Source organism: Clostridium drakei (genome assembly GCF_000633595.2).
Taxonomy (GTDB): Bacteria; Bacillota; Clostridia; order Clostridiales; family Clostridiaceae; genus Clostridium_AM; species Clostridium_AM drakei.
The window spans coordinates 327,360-343,755 of the sequence record NZ_JIBU02000012.1 but is presented as its reverse complement, the minus strand read 5'-3'; the positions used below and the strand labels follow the sequence as shown (position 1 = coordinate 343,755).

General features: G+C 28.1%; 13 protein-coding genes. 11 read left to right on the top strand and 2 right to left on the bottom strand.

Features of this window, described 5'->3' with window-relative positions:
• The first annotated feature begins 16 nt into the window (after positions 1-16).
• The 9 genes from EG57_RS25725 to nifJ all read left to right on the top strand — a co-directional run bounded on the left by EG57_RS25725 (position 17) and on the right by nifJ (position 14,125).
• Positions 17-160: a 2-oxoacid:acceptor oxidoreductase family protein gene (locus tag EG57_RS25725; RefSeq protein ID WP_242859823.1), complete on the top strand. Its 144-nt coding sequence runs from the start codon at positions 17-19 to the stop codon at positions 158-160.
• Positions 161-333: 173 nt separating this feature from the next.
• Complete coding sequence (locus tag EG57_RS0207205) at positions 334-1,557, top strand: SGNH/GDSL hydrolase family protein (protein ID WP_032076559.1); 1,224 nt, start codon at positions 334-336, stop codon at positions 1,555-1,557.
• 20 nt (positions 1,558-1,577) lie between these two features.
• Positions 1,578-2,600, top strand: a complete 1,023-nt coding sequence (splB, locus tag EG57_RS0207200) for a spore photoproduct lyase (protein ID WP_032076558.1) — start codon at positions 1,578-1,580, stop codon at positions 2,598-2,600.
• 142 nt (positions 2,601-2,742) lie between these two features.
• Positions 2,743-4,104 (top strand): MATE family efflux transporter, encoded by a 1,362-nt coding sequence (locus EG57_RS0207195; protein WP_032076557.1) that lies wholly within the window; start codon positions 2,743-2,745, stop codon positions 4,102-4,104.
• Positions 4,105-4,265: 161 nt separating this feature from the next.
• Positions 4,266-4,955: a DUF3786 domain-containing protein gene (locus EG57_RS0207190; protein WP_032076556.1), complete on the top strand. Its 690-nt coding sequence runs from the start codon at positions 4,266-4,268 to the stop codon at positions 4,953-4,955.
• Positions 4,956-5,161: 206 nt separating this feature from the next.
• Positions 5,162-5,635: an SMI1/KNR4 family protein gene (locus EG57_RS0207185; RefSeq protein ID WP_032076555.1), complete on the top strand. Its 474-nt coding sequence runs from the start codon at positions 5,162-5,164 to the stop codon at positions 5,633-5,635.
• A 404-nt stretch (positions 5,636-6,039) separates the two neighbouring features.
• The gene (locus tag EG57_RS0207180; RefSeq protein WP_032076554.1) at positions 6,040-7,203 is read left to right on the top strand and encodes an exonuclease SbcCD subunit D; all 1,164 of its coding nucleotides are present in this window, start codon (positions 6,040-6,042) and stop codon (positions 7,201-7,203) included.
• A 4-nt stretch (positions 7,204-7,207) separates the two neighbouring features.
• Positions 7,208-10,360 carry an AAA family ATPase gene (locus tag EG57_RS0207175; protein WP_032076553.1) on the top strand — a complete coding sequence of 1,051 codons (3,153 nt, stop codon included), beginning with the start codon at positions 7,208-7,210 and terminating at the stop codon, positions 10,358-10,360.
• A gap of 237 nt (positions 10,361-10,597) precedes the next feature.
• Positions 10,598-14,125, top strand: coding sequence for a pyruvate:ferredoxin (flavodoxin) oxidoreductase (gene nifJ, locus EG57_RS0207170; RefSeq protein WP_032076552.1), 3,528 nt, complete (start codon positions 10,598-10,600; stop codon positions 14,123-14,125).
• Positions 14,126-14,189: 64 nt separating this feature from the next.
• On the opposite strand, the gene EG57_RS25720 is transcribed toward nifJ, so the two are convergent.
• Together EG57_RS25720 and EG57_RS0207165 are read right to left on the bottom strand one after the other, a co-directional pair.
• Positions 14,190-14,357, bottom strand: coding sequence for a CDIF630_02480 family spore surface protein (locus EG57_RS25720; protein ID WP_084572178.1), 168 nt, complete (start codon positions 14,355-14,357; stop codon positions 14,190-14,192).
• A 117-nt stretch (positions 14,358-14,474) separates the two neighbouring features.
• A complete protein-coding gene (locus EG57_RS0207165) occupies positions 14,475-15,107 on the bottom strand; it encodes an undecaprenyl diphosphate synthase family protein (protein WP_032076551.1) in 633 nt (210 codons plus the stop codon).
• Positions 15,108-15,258: 151 nt separating this feature from the next.
• Here EG57_RS0207165 and EG57_RS0207160 point away from each other — a divergent pair, with 151 nt between their 5' ends.
• Both EG57_RS0207160 and EG57_RS25715 read left to right on the top strand, forming a co-directional pair.
• Positions 15,259-15,963: a pseudouridine synthase gene (locus EG57_RS0207160; RefSeq protein ID WP_032076550.1), complete on the top strand. Its 705-nt coding sequence runs from the start codon at positions 15,259-15,261 to the stop codon at positions 15,961-15,963.
• A gap of 235 nt (positions 15,964-16,198) precedes the next feature.
• The gene (locus tag EG57_RS25715; RefSeq protein WP_084572177.1) at positions 16,199-16,363 is read left to right on the top strand and encodes a DUF4264 family protein; all 165 of its coding nucleotides are present in this window, start codon (positions 16,199-16,201) and stop codon (positions 16,361-16,363) included.
• The last annotated feature ends 33 nt before the right edge of the window (positions 16,364-16,396 follow it).

The window sequence follows — 16,396 nt, the reverse complement described above, 5'->3', positions numbered from 1 at the left end:
TAAAAAAATAGCAAACATGATACTTTTGGGAGCACTAGTAAAGGAAACAGGAATAGTTTCCATAGAAGCTTTATTAGATTCACTAAAGGCACATGGAAAAGAAAAGTTCTTTGAGTCAAATAAAAATGCTATTCAAAAGGGAATAGATTTTGTAAAATAAATTGTAAAATAAAAAAACTACTTAGTATGCGTGCTAAGTAGTTTTTTATTTTACAATTTATTATTGCTATGCATTTAAATTAAAGCTTTTAGACATATTAAAGTGTATAAAGGCTTAGAAACTTAAAAAAATGTGTAAAACAAATTCATTGGAATTCATAAGGTGGGCTGAATTTGAAAAAATCATTACTAATTATTATTTCAATTGTATTTATATTTTTTATAACCATTTTTATAAACATAAGAATAAAAACTAATTTATCAAAAAAATTAAAACAAAATACTAAAGTAATTGAAGAAGAATCACCTTATAAAAAATATGGATACAATATGGATAAGGGTTTATTAAAATATAAAAGTAAACTAAAAAATACAAGTACACAAAAGATAAGAATATATTGTATAGGCGAGTCCAGTATGAGAGGAGAATATTCCAGTGATGAGGTAAATAAGTCTTGGGTTGGTATACTGAAATCATCATTACAAAAACAATTTGGGAATGCTGGAGAAGGGTTTATTAATATTTATGAAGGTGCTCTGCCTTCTGGTACCAAACCAAGATGGACCTTAGGAAAAGGATGGAGTGTGCTAGGGGCCTCTAATACTTTTATGTCTAATGTAGGAGGTTTTGGTGGATGCTATGGAACATCTAACAAAAGTAGTTCAGCTGCAATCTTAACTTTTACTGGAACAGAGTTAGATTTACTATATTCTAAGAGAAATAATGGAGGAACAGCTCTTATAACAATTGATGATAAAAAAGTAGATACCATAAATTGTTTAAGTGAAGAAACAAATTTTTCACACAGAGCTTCTTATTATGGATTATCAGAAGGTATTCATAAATTGAAAATAACACCAAATACAACATCAAGTATTTTTATAGAAGGTGCAATTGCTTCGTCAAGTAAAACTGGTATAGAGATAGATAAGATAGCAATTTCAAGTAAACAAGCAAATTATTTTACTACAGACTTAACCAAAAAAATTTGGAATACTTCAAAAGAGCCAGATTTAGTGCTTTTATCTTTTGGTATTAATGATGCAGGAAATCATGTTCCTGTTGAAAAATATAAAGCAAGTATGATAGATTTAGTAACCTATTGGCAGGAAAGGGGAAGCAATGTATGTATAATAGCAAATCAAAAACCTACAGATTTATGGACAACAAACTGGTCTGCTTATATAACAGCATTATATGAAATAGCCAATACTTATAATATAGGACTTATAGATATCTATCAGGCTTATTTCAAGGATTACGCTACTGCACAAAAATCAGGATTATTTGGAATGGCAATTAATGATTATTCAGGATCTAGTGGAACAAATACTGCACATTCAAGCGATAAGGGTTATAAATATATTGGAGATATTATTTATGATAATTTAAAGTAAATTTAGGTAGAGGTGAGAATATGTTTGTACCAAAAAGAATTATATTTGAAAAAGGTTCTTTAGAATATAGCATGGCTAAAAATATTCTTAATAGGTTTAAAAATAATGATGATATTGAAATTATAAAGCTAACTTCTAATAAAATAAAACAGCATATTCCAGGTGATGATTTGTTTTCTTACTATAGGGAAGGTAAGAAGACTTTAGTTGTTGGAGTTAAAAAGAGCTTAAAATTTCAATCTTGCAAACCCTCAGCTCATTATCAGCTACCATTAATATCAGGATGTATGGGGCAATGTGAGTATTGTTATTTAAATACTAAATTAGGTGATAAACCCTTTGTAAAAATTCATGTAAATATAGATAATATACTAAATCAAGCACAAAAATATATAGACGAAAGGTTACCAGATATAACTATATTTGAGGGGGCCGCTACATCTGATCCTGTAGCTGTAGAACCTTATAGTTATTCTTTAGAGAAATCAATAGCATTTTTTGGAGAAAGGAAAAATGCTAGATTTAGATTTGTAACCAAATATAATGATATAGATTCATTACTTGATTTAAAGCATAATGAACATACAGAAATACGATTTAGCATTAATACATCTTCAGTCATAAATAAATATGAACATTTTACAGCTTCTCGTGATAAAAGAATAGAAGCAAGTATAAAAGCTATAGAGGCTGGATATCCTGTTGGATTTTTAATTGCACCTGTATTTATTTATGATAATTGGAAAGAGGAATACCATGATTTATTGCTGCAATTAAGAAAAAGGCTTCCAAATGATTTGAAATTTCCAATAACCTTCGAAGTTATATCCCATAGATACACTACAACAGCCAAAAATATAATAATTCAAGTGTTTCCTAAAAATGAATTACCCATGAATGATGAAGAACGTAAATTTAAATATGGACAATTTGGATATGGAAAATATGTATATCCCAAGGAAAGTTTAGATGAAATAAAGGAATTTTTTATGAAAGAAATAGAAGAATTATTTAACAACAAAGAAGTTAAGTATATTATATAATCATTTATATTTTTTCCATGGTTTATATATAACTACTTCAAAAATTTATAATTTCAAATAAATTTTATATTAAAAACAACAAGTTGCTAATATATTTAAAAATGTGGAAGGAAATTAAGAAATTATAAAAAGGTGGTTAACCATGTTAAATAAAAATACCATTAAGGAAGTTTTAGATATATCACTTCCAGCAGTAGGTGAAAGTACTCTTTACACATTTATGTCCATATTTGATACCATGATGATTGGCAAATATGGAGGAAGCACTGCTGTAAGTGCTGTGGGAATAAGCAATGAAATATTGAATACTTGTGTAAATATTTTTATAGTAGTGGGTATTTCTGTAGGAATAACTTCTTTTGTTTCAAGAAGCATAGGTGCAAAGGAGAAATCTTCAGCTCAGGAATATGCATCCATAGGTTTTTTCTTAGGGGTAATATGTTCTGTTTTTCTATGTTACATACTATTTAAGTTTAGTAGAAATATATTATTTTTTGCTGGTGCAAAAGGGAATGTATTGGATTTAAGTAATGCATTTACCAAAATGACTGTTATAGCTATATTTTTTAATATGATGACTAATGTCATAAATTCTATATTAAGAGGATATGGAAATACCTATACTCCATTTTTAATAGCAGCTTTTATTACTATAGTAAAGTTACTTCTAGATGCAATATTGATATTTGGAATAATTGTTCCAGAGTTAGGTATAATGGGTTCAGCAATAGCTTCTATATGTTCTCAAGCTGCTGGTTTTATTGTTGTATTAATTTATTTTATTAAAGAATCCTATGTAAAAATAAAACTTAGATATATTTTTTGTTTAAAAGTATCAAAAATAAAAAATATTTTATTACTTTCTATACCATCTTCAATGGAGGATGCTGCATTTGGATTAAGTAGGTTACTTTGTACATTTATTATTATGCATTCAGGAAATATTGCCTTTGCATCTAATCAAATTGCCAATACTATTGAATCTATTTCTTTTATGCCAGGTATGGGATTTGGAGTAGCTGCAACTACTCTAGTAGGAATTAAAGTAGGAGAAAAAAATTATAAAAAAGCAAGGGAGTATACATATGTATGTGCAGTAAGTGCAGTACTAATGATGGGATTTTTTTCAGCAGTATTTTTAGTGATGCCAGGAATATTGGTAAATTTATTTATAGATGAAGGGGAAAAGAAAATTATATATTTAGCATCTTTATGTCTTTTCATAGGAGCTTTTGAGCAGCCGTCTATAGCAATATCAACAGTGTTTTCTAGTGCATTAAAAGGTGCAGGTGATGCTAAAACACCTCTTATAGTTTCTTTAATGACTAGTTGGATTATAAGATTACCTTTAATATTTTATTTTATACATTTTTTAAAACTTTCCGTAATTTATGTATGGTGGGTTACAGTCATACAGTGGGGAGTTGATGCAATATTGATGCTTATATTATTTGAGAAAAAGTTAAATAGTAGAAATAAATTATTTTTGTCAAAAATTCATTAGATAATAATATAAAAAATTTTAAAATTTATGCTACTAGTTATGTGTTGAAGTATTATAGAAAACATGATAAACTTTGTAAATAATATGTGTATAAATTATAAAAGGAGGTGAATATTAGAGAATTTACAAAATTACTGTAAGTAAATTCTCTATAGAATAATATGAATAATATTGAATTGAAAGATGACATACAAGGAAGAGTTCCTTATGAATACATACAAAGTATATTTGCAAGAGAAGATCCACTTCAAATATCTGATCAATCAGGAATTTATTATAATAAAGATGAACACTATTTTAAAGTAAAGATTATGGGAAGAAATTATAGTGTAGAGCATCCTTATGGAACTGTATATGATATGAAAATACAGAAGGAAATAAAAGCATATACTATAAAAACTTTAATTTTAAGATACCTTGTAAATTCAAAAAATGTGCCTACTTTTAATCAAGACATAACATATAAAGAAATACCAGGTGGGTTAGTTTACTATAAAAATTTTTATAATAGGACTATATTAAAGATAGCTAAGATTTTTGGTAACGATTTAAAAGCATTAGAAGAGGACACTATGTGTATAGGTGGTAAATTTATAAAAAAAGGAGATGCAGCTTGTAGATTTGAATTTATAAATAATGTATACATAACATTTATAGTATGGCAGGGTGATGATGAATTAGAAGCTTGCTCAAATATACTTTTTGACAGGAATATACAGTATTATTTTAATGCAGAAGATTTAGCTGTAGTGGGAGATGTGGCTATAGAATTGTTAAAAAACAAAGGGGAAATACCTGATTGGATAGGGCTTTATCAGAAGAAAACTAAAGATGGTTATGAAATAAATTAAGTTACAATAAAAAATGTTATACAGTATTTGCTAAAATCGCCGAAATATATGGTATAAGATTCCTATATAGCCAATACTATTGTTAAATTGTATTTTAATGGTGATTAAGGTAGATGTGGTTAAGTGTTTTTCACAATCTTTTATTTTTTGATGGATAAGTTAAAAATGATAACGTTTAGAAAATCTTAGATATGGGGGAATAGATTATGAGCAAAAAAGAATTACTGTATAACACTGAAAACATAGAAAAAATTGAAAGGTATTTTCAAGTAAAATTTCCAGATTCATACAAAGAAATAATAGCTAAAAATGAGAAAATGTATCCAGAAAGTATAGATTATGAGTTAGATATTCCTGGATACGGTATAATTAATTTTAATTTTCAGAGATTATTAGAAGAAGAATTTATAAATTTTACTAGAGCATTTAGCGATAGAATATTTGATACAAAAAGAATCATTCCTTTTGCATCAAATTCAAATGGAGATGTATTACTTTTTGATTATATAGAAAATACATATGATCCAGCTGTATTGTATATGGAACATGAAGAAGCACTATGTATTGAAGATATCACATCATCACAATTAAAAGTGAAATCTTTAGAAGAATGGATAGAAGGAAATTTTATCTTTGTATCAACTTCTTTTGAGAAACTTAATGCTATGATTTATATTTAGAAAAAATAATAAAATTTTAAAAATCGTACTCTTCTAAAAATTTAATGAATAGAAGAGTGCGGTTTTTTTATATATTCTAAGTTGAAGTTTATTCATATTTAACATATAAATTTTATATTACGAATTTTGCCTAAAGATTGACAATTAAGGATTGCAGTTGTCAAATTAACAAAGTGATTTGTTCAAATACAGGATTTAAAAAAAAGTAAATGACTTAATTTTTAAAGGTAAAAAATAAAAGAAATCATAGCTGCAGGATATTTTCAAATTATCTTGTGGCTATAATTATTTTCGTGATAAAATATTAGTTGCAAAAAAATAATGAATTTACTCTCTTATATAGATGAGACCATTGTGTATAGTGTTAAAATAGGATATATAACATATGAAGGTGAGGGTTTTCAATGAAGATAATTCATACAGGTGATTGGCATATAGGTAAAATGGTACATCAGGTGCAAATGATTGAAGATCAAGATTATATCTTAAAAGAGTTTATAAAATTAATTGAAGAAGAAAAACCAGATGTTGTAGTTATTGCAGGAGATTTGTATGATAGATCAGTTCCTCCAGTTGTGGCAGTAGATCTTTTAGATAGAGTTTTTACCAAAATACTTGTTAATTTAAATACACCTATAATTGCCATTGCAGGTAATCATGACAGTGGAGATAGAGTAGGGTTTGCTAGCCAAATTTTGAAAAATAAAGGTTTATATATTTGTGGAAGGTTAGGAAAAAATATTAGACCAATAGTTATAAAAGATCAATATGGAGAAGTTAATTTTTATCCAATTCCTTATGCAGATCCAGCAGAAGTGAGACATGTAATGGAAGATGAAGATATACATAATCATAATGAAGCTATAAAAAGTATAATAGATTCTATAAAAGAAAATATGAATGAAAGTAAAAGAAATGTTTTGATAGCCCATGGCTTTGTAATAGGTGGAGGTGAAAGAGATACTTGTGAATCTGAAAGACCACTTTCTATAGGTGGAACAGAATTTATAGATATAGAAAATTTTAATGCTTTTAATTATACTGCATTAGGACATTTACATGGTGCTCAAAAGGTAGGATGCGATAAGGTTAGGTATTCTGGTTCATTACTTAAATATTCTTTTTCAGAATTCAAACAAAAAAAATCTATTACTATAGTTAATTTAGATAAAAATGGGGAGGTAAGTATAGAACTTAGGAGTCTTACTCCTAATAAGGATATGAGGGTTATAAAAGGAAAAATGGAAGATCTATTAAATCCTGATGTTTATAAAGATACAAATGTTAATGATTATATTTATGTAGATTTAACTGATGAATGTGAAATCATAGAACCTATGAGTAAACTTAGAACGGTTTATCCTAATGTGCTTAAGCTTACAAGAAACTCTTTTAATAGAAAAATAGAAAATGGAAGAACGTCCTTACAGGAAGATTATAATAATAAAACAATGTTAGAGCTTTTTAATGAATTCTATACAAATGTAATAGGAAGAGAGTTTACTGAGGAAAAAAAAGATGTTTTATTAAAAGTATTAAAAAGTGTAGAGAAGAAAGAAGGGAGGTAATAAAATGAGACCTTTAAAATTGACTATGACGGCTTTTGGTCCTTATGCTAAGAAACAAGAAATAGATTTTACAAATCTAAATGGAAGAAATATATTTTTAATAACAGGACCGACAGGAGCAGGTAAAACTACAATTTTCGATGGTATAAGTTATGCTATATATGGAGAAGCCAGTGGGGAAGATAGGGATTCAGAGAGTTTAAGAAGTCAATTTGCAGATATTGACACATTAACATCTGTAGAATTAGAGTTTAACCTTAGAGGAGGAGATTATTATATAAAAAGAATACCAAAACAGGAAAAGAAGAAGTCTAGAGGAGAAGGCTTAACAGAACAGAAAACAGATGCTGAAATGAAGATATTTAAAAGTAATGGTGATATTAATGTGATTTCAGGGGTAAGTAATGTAAATGAATATGTAAATGAAATTATGGGAATAAATTATGAACAATTTAAACAAATTATGATGATACCTCAGGGAGAATTTAGAAAGCTTTTAACTTCTGAAAGTAAAGAGAGAGAAAAAATACTTCAGAAAATTTTTGGAACAGAAGCATATAAATTAGTGGAGATAAAGCTTAATGAAATGGCCGGAAAAATTAGGAGAAGTGTTAATGAACTAGATCATAAGCAAAATGAAATTATAGGTACTGTGCAATGTAATGATGATACATCATTATTTGAATTAGTGGAAAGTGAGAATAAAAATGTACCTTCTATTATAGATAAATTAAAACTGTATATTGAAATTGATAATAAAAGAAAAGATATTATTGAGAAGTCTATAAGTAAAAAGGAAAAGCTTTTAGAAGAAAAACAAAAAGAAATTTTAGAAGCTAATGAAAATAACAAAAAGTTTAAAGAAAAAGATGACATAGAAATTGAGAAAAAGTTTTTAGAAGATAAAGAAAGTAACATAGAAGAAAAGAAAACTATACTTTTAAAGGCTAGAAAAGCTGCTGAAATAACAGGTATAGAAGAAAATTGTATTGAAAAGACAAAAAGATTGGAGTCTAAAAAATTAGAACTTTTTGAAAAGCAAAAGGCTATAAATTTAGATGCAGAAAATTTAAAGAATGCAGAGGAAAATTTTAAATTTCAAAGTTCCAAGGAAGAGGAAAGAAAAAAACTTTTAGAAGATACTGCTATACTAAAAGGACACATAAGTAAAGTTAAAGATTTTGAAAAGAAAACAGAAAGTTTGAAGATTTTAGATAAGAATTTAAAGTTAGTAGAACAAGATAAAATTTTAAAAAAACAAGAAATAGAAAAGTTAAAAAAAGATATAGATAACACTAATGATGAATTGGAAATTGCTAGAAAGTCCTCAGAAGAATTTATAAAATTAAATGCACAGCTTGAAAAAGTTAATGAGACATATAGTAAATTGCATACTTTGGATTTAGAAAATAAAAAACTTGTGAAAATTAGAGAGGATTATTTAAAGTATAGAAACAGGGCTATAGAAGATAAAAAAATGTCAGAGGCAGCAGAGTTTAATTTTAAAGAATTAGAACGACTTTTTAGAGAAGGTCAAGCAGGGTTTTTAGCAAAAAATTTAAAAGATGGAATACCATGTCCTGTTTGTGGATCAATTCATCATCCTAAATTAGGATTGCTTGAAAAAGGTGTTCCTACAGAAGCTGAGCTAAAAATAAAGAAAAATTATTCAGAGGAAGCATTAAAAAAATTTCAAAGTAGTAATGAAAGCTTCATGGAAGCAGATGTTAAAGGTAGATCTCAAAACAGTATTGTAAATAGGTTGAAAGAGGAACTTCAATCTTTAATAGAAGATGATATACTCATACTTGTAAAAGATGAATTAACAAACTTTATAAAAGAAAAACTTTTCTATTTTGAACAAAACAGAAAAATGTTAAGCATAGAAGTACAAAGATTGGAGAAAGAAAAAAATAATCGTGATAATTTGTTAAAAATTTTAAATGAAAAAAGAGAGTTACAATTGAAATTAGAAAGAAATGTGGATGAATTAAATAATAAATATCAATCGAATTTAAGTGTAGTTGAGAGAGAAAAAGGTATATTAAAACAAATACAACAAGAAATACCTAAAAATTTTCGTGGAGAAAAAAATTTAATAAATGCTATAACAGAAATGGAATACAAGCAGCTTACTATGGAAAAAGCATTAAAACAGTCACAAGAAAAATTTAATAATTTAAGACTTAAGTACGAAAAACTCATTATAGAAAAAGAAGGAATAATAAAATCTTTAAAAGAAGAAGAAGTTTCTTTAGAGGAATCACAAAACAAATTACATGAAGAAATAACTAAAAGAGGTTTTAAGGATTTACATGACTATAAGGAATCAAAGCTTATGGAAAGGGAACAAGAGGAATTAAACAAGCATATAAATGATTTTAGTGAGAAATTAAAGTCTATAAAGGATAGATATATAAAAATACTGAAGGATATAGAAGGTAAAAGTTTAGTTAATGTAAATGCTCTTGACAATGATTATGAAATTATAAAGAAAGAAAGAGAATTATTGGATAACCAAAAGGTAGAGCTTTATGCAAAGATAGAAATAAATAATAATGCATTTTTACGTATAAAAGAATTAAATAAACAAATTAAGGATAAAGAAAAAGAGTATAGCATAGTTGGAGATTTGTCAGAAGCTGCAAAAGGTAATAATAGCGAAAGGATGACTTTTGAGAGATATGTACTTGCTTTCTTTTTTGATAATATTATAGAAGCGGCCAATATAAGATTTGCAAAAATGAGTGAAAATAGATATGAACTTGATAGAATTAAGCAAAAAGGTAAAGGGCTAACTCAAAGTGGACTTGAACTTCAAGTATATGACAATTATACAGGAAAATATAGACATGTAAAAACGCTGTCAGGTGGAGAAGGTTTTAAAGCATCATTATCGTTAGCATTAGGTTTATCAGATGTAGTTCAATGCTATTCTGGAGGTATAAGTCTAGATACAATGTTTATTGATGAAGGCTTTGGTACTTTAGATCCTGAATCTTTAGAAAATGCTATACAGTGTCTTGTAGATTTACAAAGTACGGGAAGACTTGTAGGTATAATATCTCATGTTCCTGAACTTAAAGAAAGAATTGATGCAAGACTTGAAATAATACCTAGCACAGAAGGAAGTACTGCTAAATTTAATATATTATAGCTTTGGAATCTATAATTTTAATGAGTTTTAAGTGAATTTAAAATGATATTTTAACTATCATCTAAGTTTTACTTAGGCTCATAAATTATATTAAATTTAGATACATATTAAATATTATGTTAATTAAAAATAAAAGTAAACTTAAAAAATATCAAATATTCATAAATAACATGAATAATAAGCTTTTTCTTCCAAACAATAATATAGAAAATAAAATTTAATTTGGAGGATTAACAGATGGAAAAAAAAGTTATGAAAACTATGGATGGAAATGCTGCAGCCGCATATGCTTCTTATGCTTTTACAGAAGTAGCAGCTATATTTCCAATTACTCCATCAACACCTATGGCAGAAGGGGTTGATGAATGGGCTGCACATGGAAAGAAAAATTTATTTAATCAAACCGTTAAGGTTTCAGAAATGCAATCTGAGGCAGGAGCATCTGGTGCAGTGCATGGGTCACTTGCAGCAGGTGCATTGACAACTACTTATACTGCTTCACAAGGATTATTATTAATGATTCCTAATATGTATAAAATAGCAGGTGAACATCTACCAGGAGTTTTTCATGTAACAGCACGTGCAATTGCTGCACATGCTTTATCAATTTTTGGTGATCACCAAGATGTAATGGCTTGCCGTCAAACAGGTTTTGCTCTTTTAGCGTCCTCAAGCGTTCAAGAAGTAATGGATTTAGGATGTATTGCTCATCTTTCTGCAATTAAATCTAGAGTACCATTTTTACACTTTTTTGATGGTTTTAGAACTTCTCATGAATATCAAAAAATAGAAGTTATAGATTACAAAGATTTAGATAAAATAGTGGATTACAATGCAATTAAAGAATTTAGAAATAGAGCTTTGAATCCTGAACATCCTGTAGTGCGTGGAACAGCACAAAATCCAGATATTTATTTCCAAGGTAGAGAAGCTTCAAACAAATTTTATGAAGCAGTACCAGATATAACAGAAGATTATATGAGAGAGATAGAAAAAATTACAGGAAGAGTATACCACCCTTTTGATTATTATGGATCACCAGATGCTGAATATGTGATAGTTGCTATGGGATCTGTATGCGATACTATAGATGAAACTGTAGATTACCTTATGAATAAAGGAGAAAAAGTAGGATGCATAAAAGTTCATTTATATAGACCATTTTCAGAAAAATATTTCTTTAATGTTCTTCCAAGTACAACAAAAAAAATAGCTGTATTAGATAGAACTAAAGAACCAGGATCACTAGCAGAGCCATTATACTTAGATGTAGTTCATATATTTTATAAAAACGAAAATAGACCTTTAATAGTAGGAGGAAGATATGGATTAGGTTCTAAAGATACTACACCATCTCAAATATTAGCTGTGTTTAATAATTTAAAAAGTTCTTCTCCTAAGGATAACTTTACTATTGGTATTACAGATGATGTAACTAATACTTCACTGACTAATGGAGATCCTATAGAAACTACACCAGAAGGAACTGTAAGTTGTAAATTCTGGGGGTTAGGTTCTGATGGTACAGTAGGAGCTAATAAGAGTGCTATTAAAATAATAGGAGATAATACTCAGCTTTATGCTCAAGCTTATTTTTCTTATGATAGTAAAAAATCAGGTGGAACTACTGTTTCTCATTTAAGATTTGGTAAAAAACCTATAAAATCTCCTTATTTAGTTTATAATGCAGATTATATAGCATGCCATAATAAATCTTTTATATATCAGCAGGATGTACTTAAAGGACTTAAAAAAGGTGGAAGTTTTGTACTTAATTGTCCATGGGATGCTAATGATTTAGAAGAAAAACTTCCAGGAGCAATGAAGAGATATATATCTGAAAATAATATTAAATTTTACACTATAGATGCAGTGACAATTGCAAGAAATATAGGCTTAGGTGGAAGAATTAATATGATTATGCAATCTGCATTCTTTAAATTATCAAATATAATTTCAATAGAAAATGCAGTAAAATATTTAAAAGATTCCATAGAAAAGGTTTATGGAAAAAAAGGTGAAAAAATTGTAGAAATGAATAAAGCTGCAGTGGATAAGGGGATAGAATCTCTTATAAAAGTAAATGTTCCAGACTCATGGAAAAACTCATGTGAAGATAAAAAAGATTTTGAAGTGGATAATAAGTTTGTTAAGGATATTCAAATACCAATGTCAAAACATCAAGGAGATGATCTTCCAGTAAGTGCATTTTCAGGTATGGAGGATGGTTCATTTCCATTAGGTACTACTGCTTATGAAAAAAGAGGCATTGCAGTTATGATACCAGAGTGGCAAATAGAGAAATGTATTCAATGTAATCAATGTTCATATGTTTGCCCTCATGCTACTGTAAGACCATTTTTATTAAATGAAGAAGAAGTAAAAAATGCACCAGATACCTTTGAAACAAAAAAAGCTGTTGGTAAAGGTTTAGAAATGTTTGAGTATCGTATTCAGGTAGATCCACTGGATTGTACTGGATGTGGAAATTGTGCAGATGTCTGTCCAGCACCAGGGAAAGCACTTATTATGAAGTCAGCAGAAGAAGAAATTGAAAAACAAGCAGAAAATTGGGAATATGCAGATAAGATCAGATATAAAGATACTGTTATGGATAAAGGTACAGTAAAAGGAAGTCAATTTGCAAAACCACTTTTAGAGTTTAATGGAGCATGTCCAGGATGTGGAGAAACTCCTTATGTAAGACTTATTACTCAATTATTTGGAGAAAGAATGATGATTGCAAATGCCACAGGCTGTTCTTCTATTTGGGGAGCAAGTGCACCATCAATACCTTATACTGTAAATGCAGATGGAAAAGGTCCTGCTTGGGGAAATTCACTTTTTGAAGACAATGCAGAGTATGGATATGGGATGTATTTGGGAGTTAAACAAATAAGAGAGAAGCTTAAAGATTTGATGGAAGAATATATAGTTTCTCCAGGAGCTGATAAAATAAAGGATGCATTTAAAGAGTGGATTGAAGGTATGTATGATGGAGAAAAGTCAAAGGCAGCTTCAAAAAATATACTTGAAATTTTAAATGATCATAATTATAACGGAAATGAAATAATAAAGGAAATACTAGATAAAAAAGATTTTTTAGTTAAAAAATCTCAATGGATAATAGGTGGAGATGGATGGGCATATGATATTGGATACGGAGGATTAGACCACGTTCTCGCATCTGGTGATGATGTTAATCTATTTGTAATGGATACAGAAGTATATTCTAATACAGGAGGTCAATCTTCAAAAGCAACTCCAACTGCTGCTGTTGCTAAATTTGCAGCGTCAGGTAAAAAAATAAGGAAGAAAGACTTGGGAATGATGGCCATGAGTTATGGATATGTATATGTGGCACAAATATCAATGGGGGCTAACATGAATCAAACTATAAAAACACTTATTGAAGCCGAAAAATATAAAGGACCATCACTTATAATAGCTTATGCCCCATGTATTAATCATGGTATAAAATCTGGTATGGCAACTAGTGTTATGGAAGGCAAAAAAGCTGTAGAATCAGGATATTGGCATATGTATAGATTTAATCCAGAATTAAAAGAGGAAGGTAAAAATCCATTTATAATGGATTCAAAAGAACCAACAAAATCTTTCAAAGATTTTATAAATGGAGAGATAAGATATACATCTCTTATGAATGTATTTCCTGATATTGCAGAAAATATGTTTAATGAAGCAGAAAAACATGCAAAGGAAAGATATGAAACCTACAAAAGATTAGCAGAACAAAAATTTTAGTATATTGTAAATAGAAAAGGAGTCTTCTTTTTAATTAGAAAGACTCCTTTTTAATTAAAATTGTTTATTTTTGATTTGAATCGACCCATTCTTTTGCATTCATAGTTTCATATTCATTAGGAATAGAAACATTGCTGACAGGTCTAGTTTCGGTAATGTTTGCCCAAGCTGCAGTGTCATGTTTTTCAATAGGAATTTTAAAAGAATTATTTTTTATTGTTTCATTATTCATTGTCATCACCCTTTCAATATTATTATTTTCAAATTTATAAAAATTATTAGTTTGAAAAATTAGATCAATATTGAGTTATGATGTTTTTGAAACTAATAAAAATACTTTTAATGCATATTAGCCACCTAAAGTAACATCTTGAGTACTATACCAATTTAATGCATCCATTAATTGAGATTTTTTGAAGTCAGGCCAATAATCATCTATAATATAAAAATCTGAATATACGGATTGCACAGGAAGAAAACCACTAAGCCTTCTTCTGCCACCCCACCTTACTATTAAATCTACTCTATTTATTTCTGACGATTTTAAATAATATTTAGTATTATTATCTAAATTGTGTACGGGTGACAAATCCCATTCCCAGCCATAGTTTACTAAAAAATTAATTTTCATAGTACCCTTACCAAAAAACTTTCTTTTTGTGAAAGGTAATAATTCATGTGGAAACATAGGAGAAGATGAGTTTCCGACTACTAAAAGTGAGGCGTCTTCTTTTGAAAGCATTCTAACAGCTTCTATGCATGCTGCAGTAAAAGCTTTAGTCTGTGCTTTAGGTCTTTTAGTGTTATCTACAGTAAATCCATAATAAGTTAATTCTTTAATTCCAAGTTCTTTACAAATTTTGAATATTTCCATACCTGGCTGAAGTCCCCAAGTATAACCAGCTTCTTTTTCTAATCCATGATTAACAGCCCAGCGTCTATTACCATCAGGTATAATACCAATGTGATTTGGAAGTCTCATTTAAAATCCTCCTTCTAATAGCAGATATTAATGTAATTATTAACATAAATTAGAAGATTTATTCTAAAATAATATAACTATTTTAACTATATTGTATACTTTCATAAATAGTTTTATAATTTAATAGTAATTTCCAAAGGAGGTGAGTTTTATGGAAGAAAGACTACAAAAATATATGGCAGCTTGTGGAATAGCTTCTAGACGAAAATGTGAAGAAATTATATTACAAGCTAGGGTTAAAGTTAATGGGAAAATAGTGAATGAATTAGGTGCTAAAATAGATGAAGAAAAAGACTTAGTAACATTAGACGGTAAATTAATAAAGAAAGAAAAGAACAAAGTATATATTGCACTTAACAAGCCAAAGGGATATGTTTCTACAGTGAAAGATGAGAGGGGAAGAAAAACAATTTTAGATTTAGTAGATGTTACAGAAAGAATATATCCTATAGGTAGATTGGATTATGATACATCAGGATTGATACTGCTCACTAATGATGGGGATATATATAACAAAATAATACATCCAAAACAAGAAAAAAATAAGATTTATATAGCATTAATTAAAGGAATTCCTACAGAAAATGATATAAAAAAATTTGAAAAAGGAATAAATATAGATGGATATGTTACAGCACCAGCAAAATTTAAAATTGTAAAAAAATTTAAAGATTATTGCGAAGTTGAAATAATTATACATGAAGGTAGGAATAGACAAATAAGAAAAATGTGTGATTTTATAAATCATCAAGTATTAGAACTAAAAAGATTACAAATAGGTGATATAAAACTAGGGAATTTGCCTTTAGGAAAATGGAGATATTTAAATACTAAAGAAATTCAAAATATAAAGTAATTGTATAAATTAAGATTATATAAACTTATTTAAATATATATAATCTTAATTTTAAAGCTAAAAATTATATTTACATATTTAATATTATGTTAATTACAACAATAGTAAACTAAAAAAATCAACTTAGTTAAAAATCTTCCGAAAAATATAAAGCTATGCTTCATTCTTTTGTAAATAAGGATCCAAATGATCACATCATAATTGCAATAGAAAAGATAAATTTAGGAGGTAAAAAATGAAGGATAAATTAGAATTAATAGCATCAAAAGAGTTTGTATACTATGAAGATATGTATAAAATTGTGGATTTTATGAACAAAAACCTAAGTGAATATAATATTGTTTTAGGTGTAACTGAAAAAGAAAACAGGAACATTGTAAATATTTACAAAGAAAAATGATCAACAATTGAAAGATCTATTGAAAGTTTGTTC

What these genes read in the sequence shown, in the direction of transcription:
- EG57_RS25725 (WP_242859823.1), top strand. Translation starts at nt 17, where the DNA reads ATGATACTTTTGGGAGCACTAGTAAAGGAAACAGGAATAGTTTCCATA.
- splB (WP_032076558.1), top strand. Translation starts at nt 1,578, where the DNA reads ATGTTTGTACCAAAAAGAATTATATTTGAAAAAGGTTCTTTAGAATAT.
- EG57_RS0207195 (WP_032076557.1), top strand. Translation starts at nt 2,743, where the DNA reads ATGTTAAATAAAAATACCATTAAGGAAGTTTTAGATATATCACTTCCA.
- EG57_RS0207190 (WP_032076556.1), top strand. Translation starts at nt 4,266, where the DNA reads ATGAATAATATTGAATTGAAAGATGACATACAAGGAAGAGTTCCTTAT.
- EG57_RS0207185 (WP_032076555.1), top strand. Translation starts at nt 5,162, where the DNA reads ATGAGCAAAAAAGAATTACTGTATAACACTGAAAACATAGAAAAAATT.
- EG57_RS0207180 (WP_032076554.1), top strand. Translation starts at nt 6,040, where the DNA reads ATGAAGATAATTCATACAGGTGATTGGCATATAGGTAAAATGGTACAT.
- EG57_RS0207175 (WP_032076553.1), top strand. Translation starts at nt 7,208, where the DNA reads ATGAGACCTTTAAAATTGACTATGACGGCTTTTGGTCCTTATGCTAAG.
- nifJ (WP_032076552.1), top strand. Translation starts at nt 10,598, where the DNA reads ATGGAAAAAAAAGTTATGAAAACTATGGATGGAAATGCTGCAGCCGCA.
- EG57_RS25720 (WP_084572178.1), bottom strand. Translation starts at nt 14,357, where the DNA reads ATGAATAATGAAACAATAAAAAATAATTCTTTTAAAATTCCTATTGAA.
- EG57_RS0207165 (WP_032076551.1), bottom strand. Translation starts at nt 15,107, where the DNA reads ATGAGACTTCCAAATCACATTGGTATTATACCTGATGGTAATAGACGC.
- EG57_RS0207160 (WP_032076550.1), top strand. Translation starts at nt 15,259, where the DNA reads ATGGAAGAAAGACTACAAAAATATATGGCAGCTTGTGGAATAGCTTCT.
- EG57_RS25715 (WP_084572177.1), top strand. Translation starts at nt 16,199, where the DNA reads ATGAAGGATAAATTAGAATTAATAGCATCAAAAGAGTTTGTATACTAT.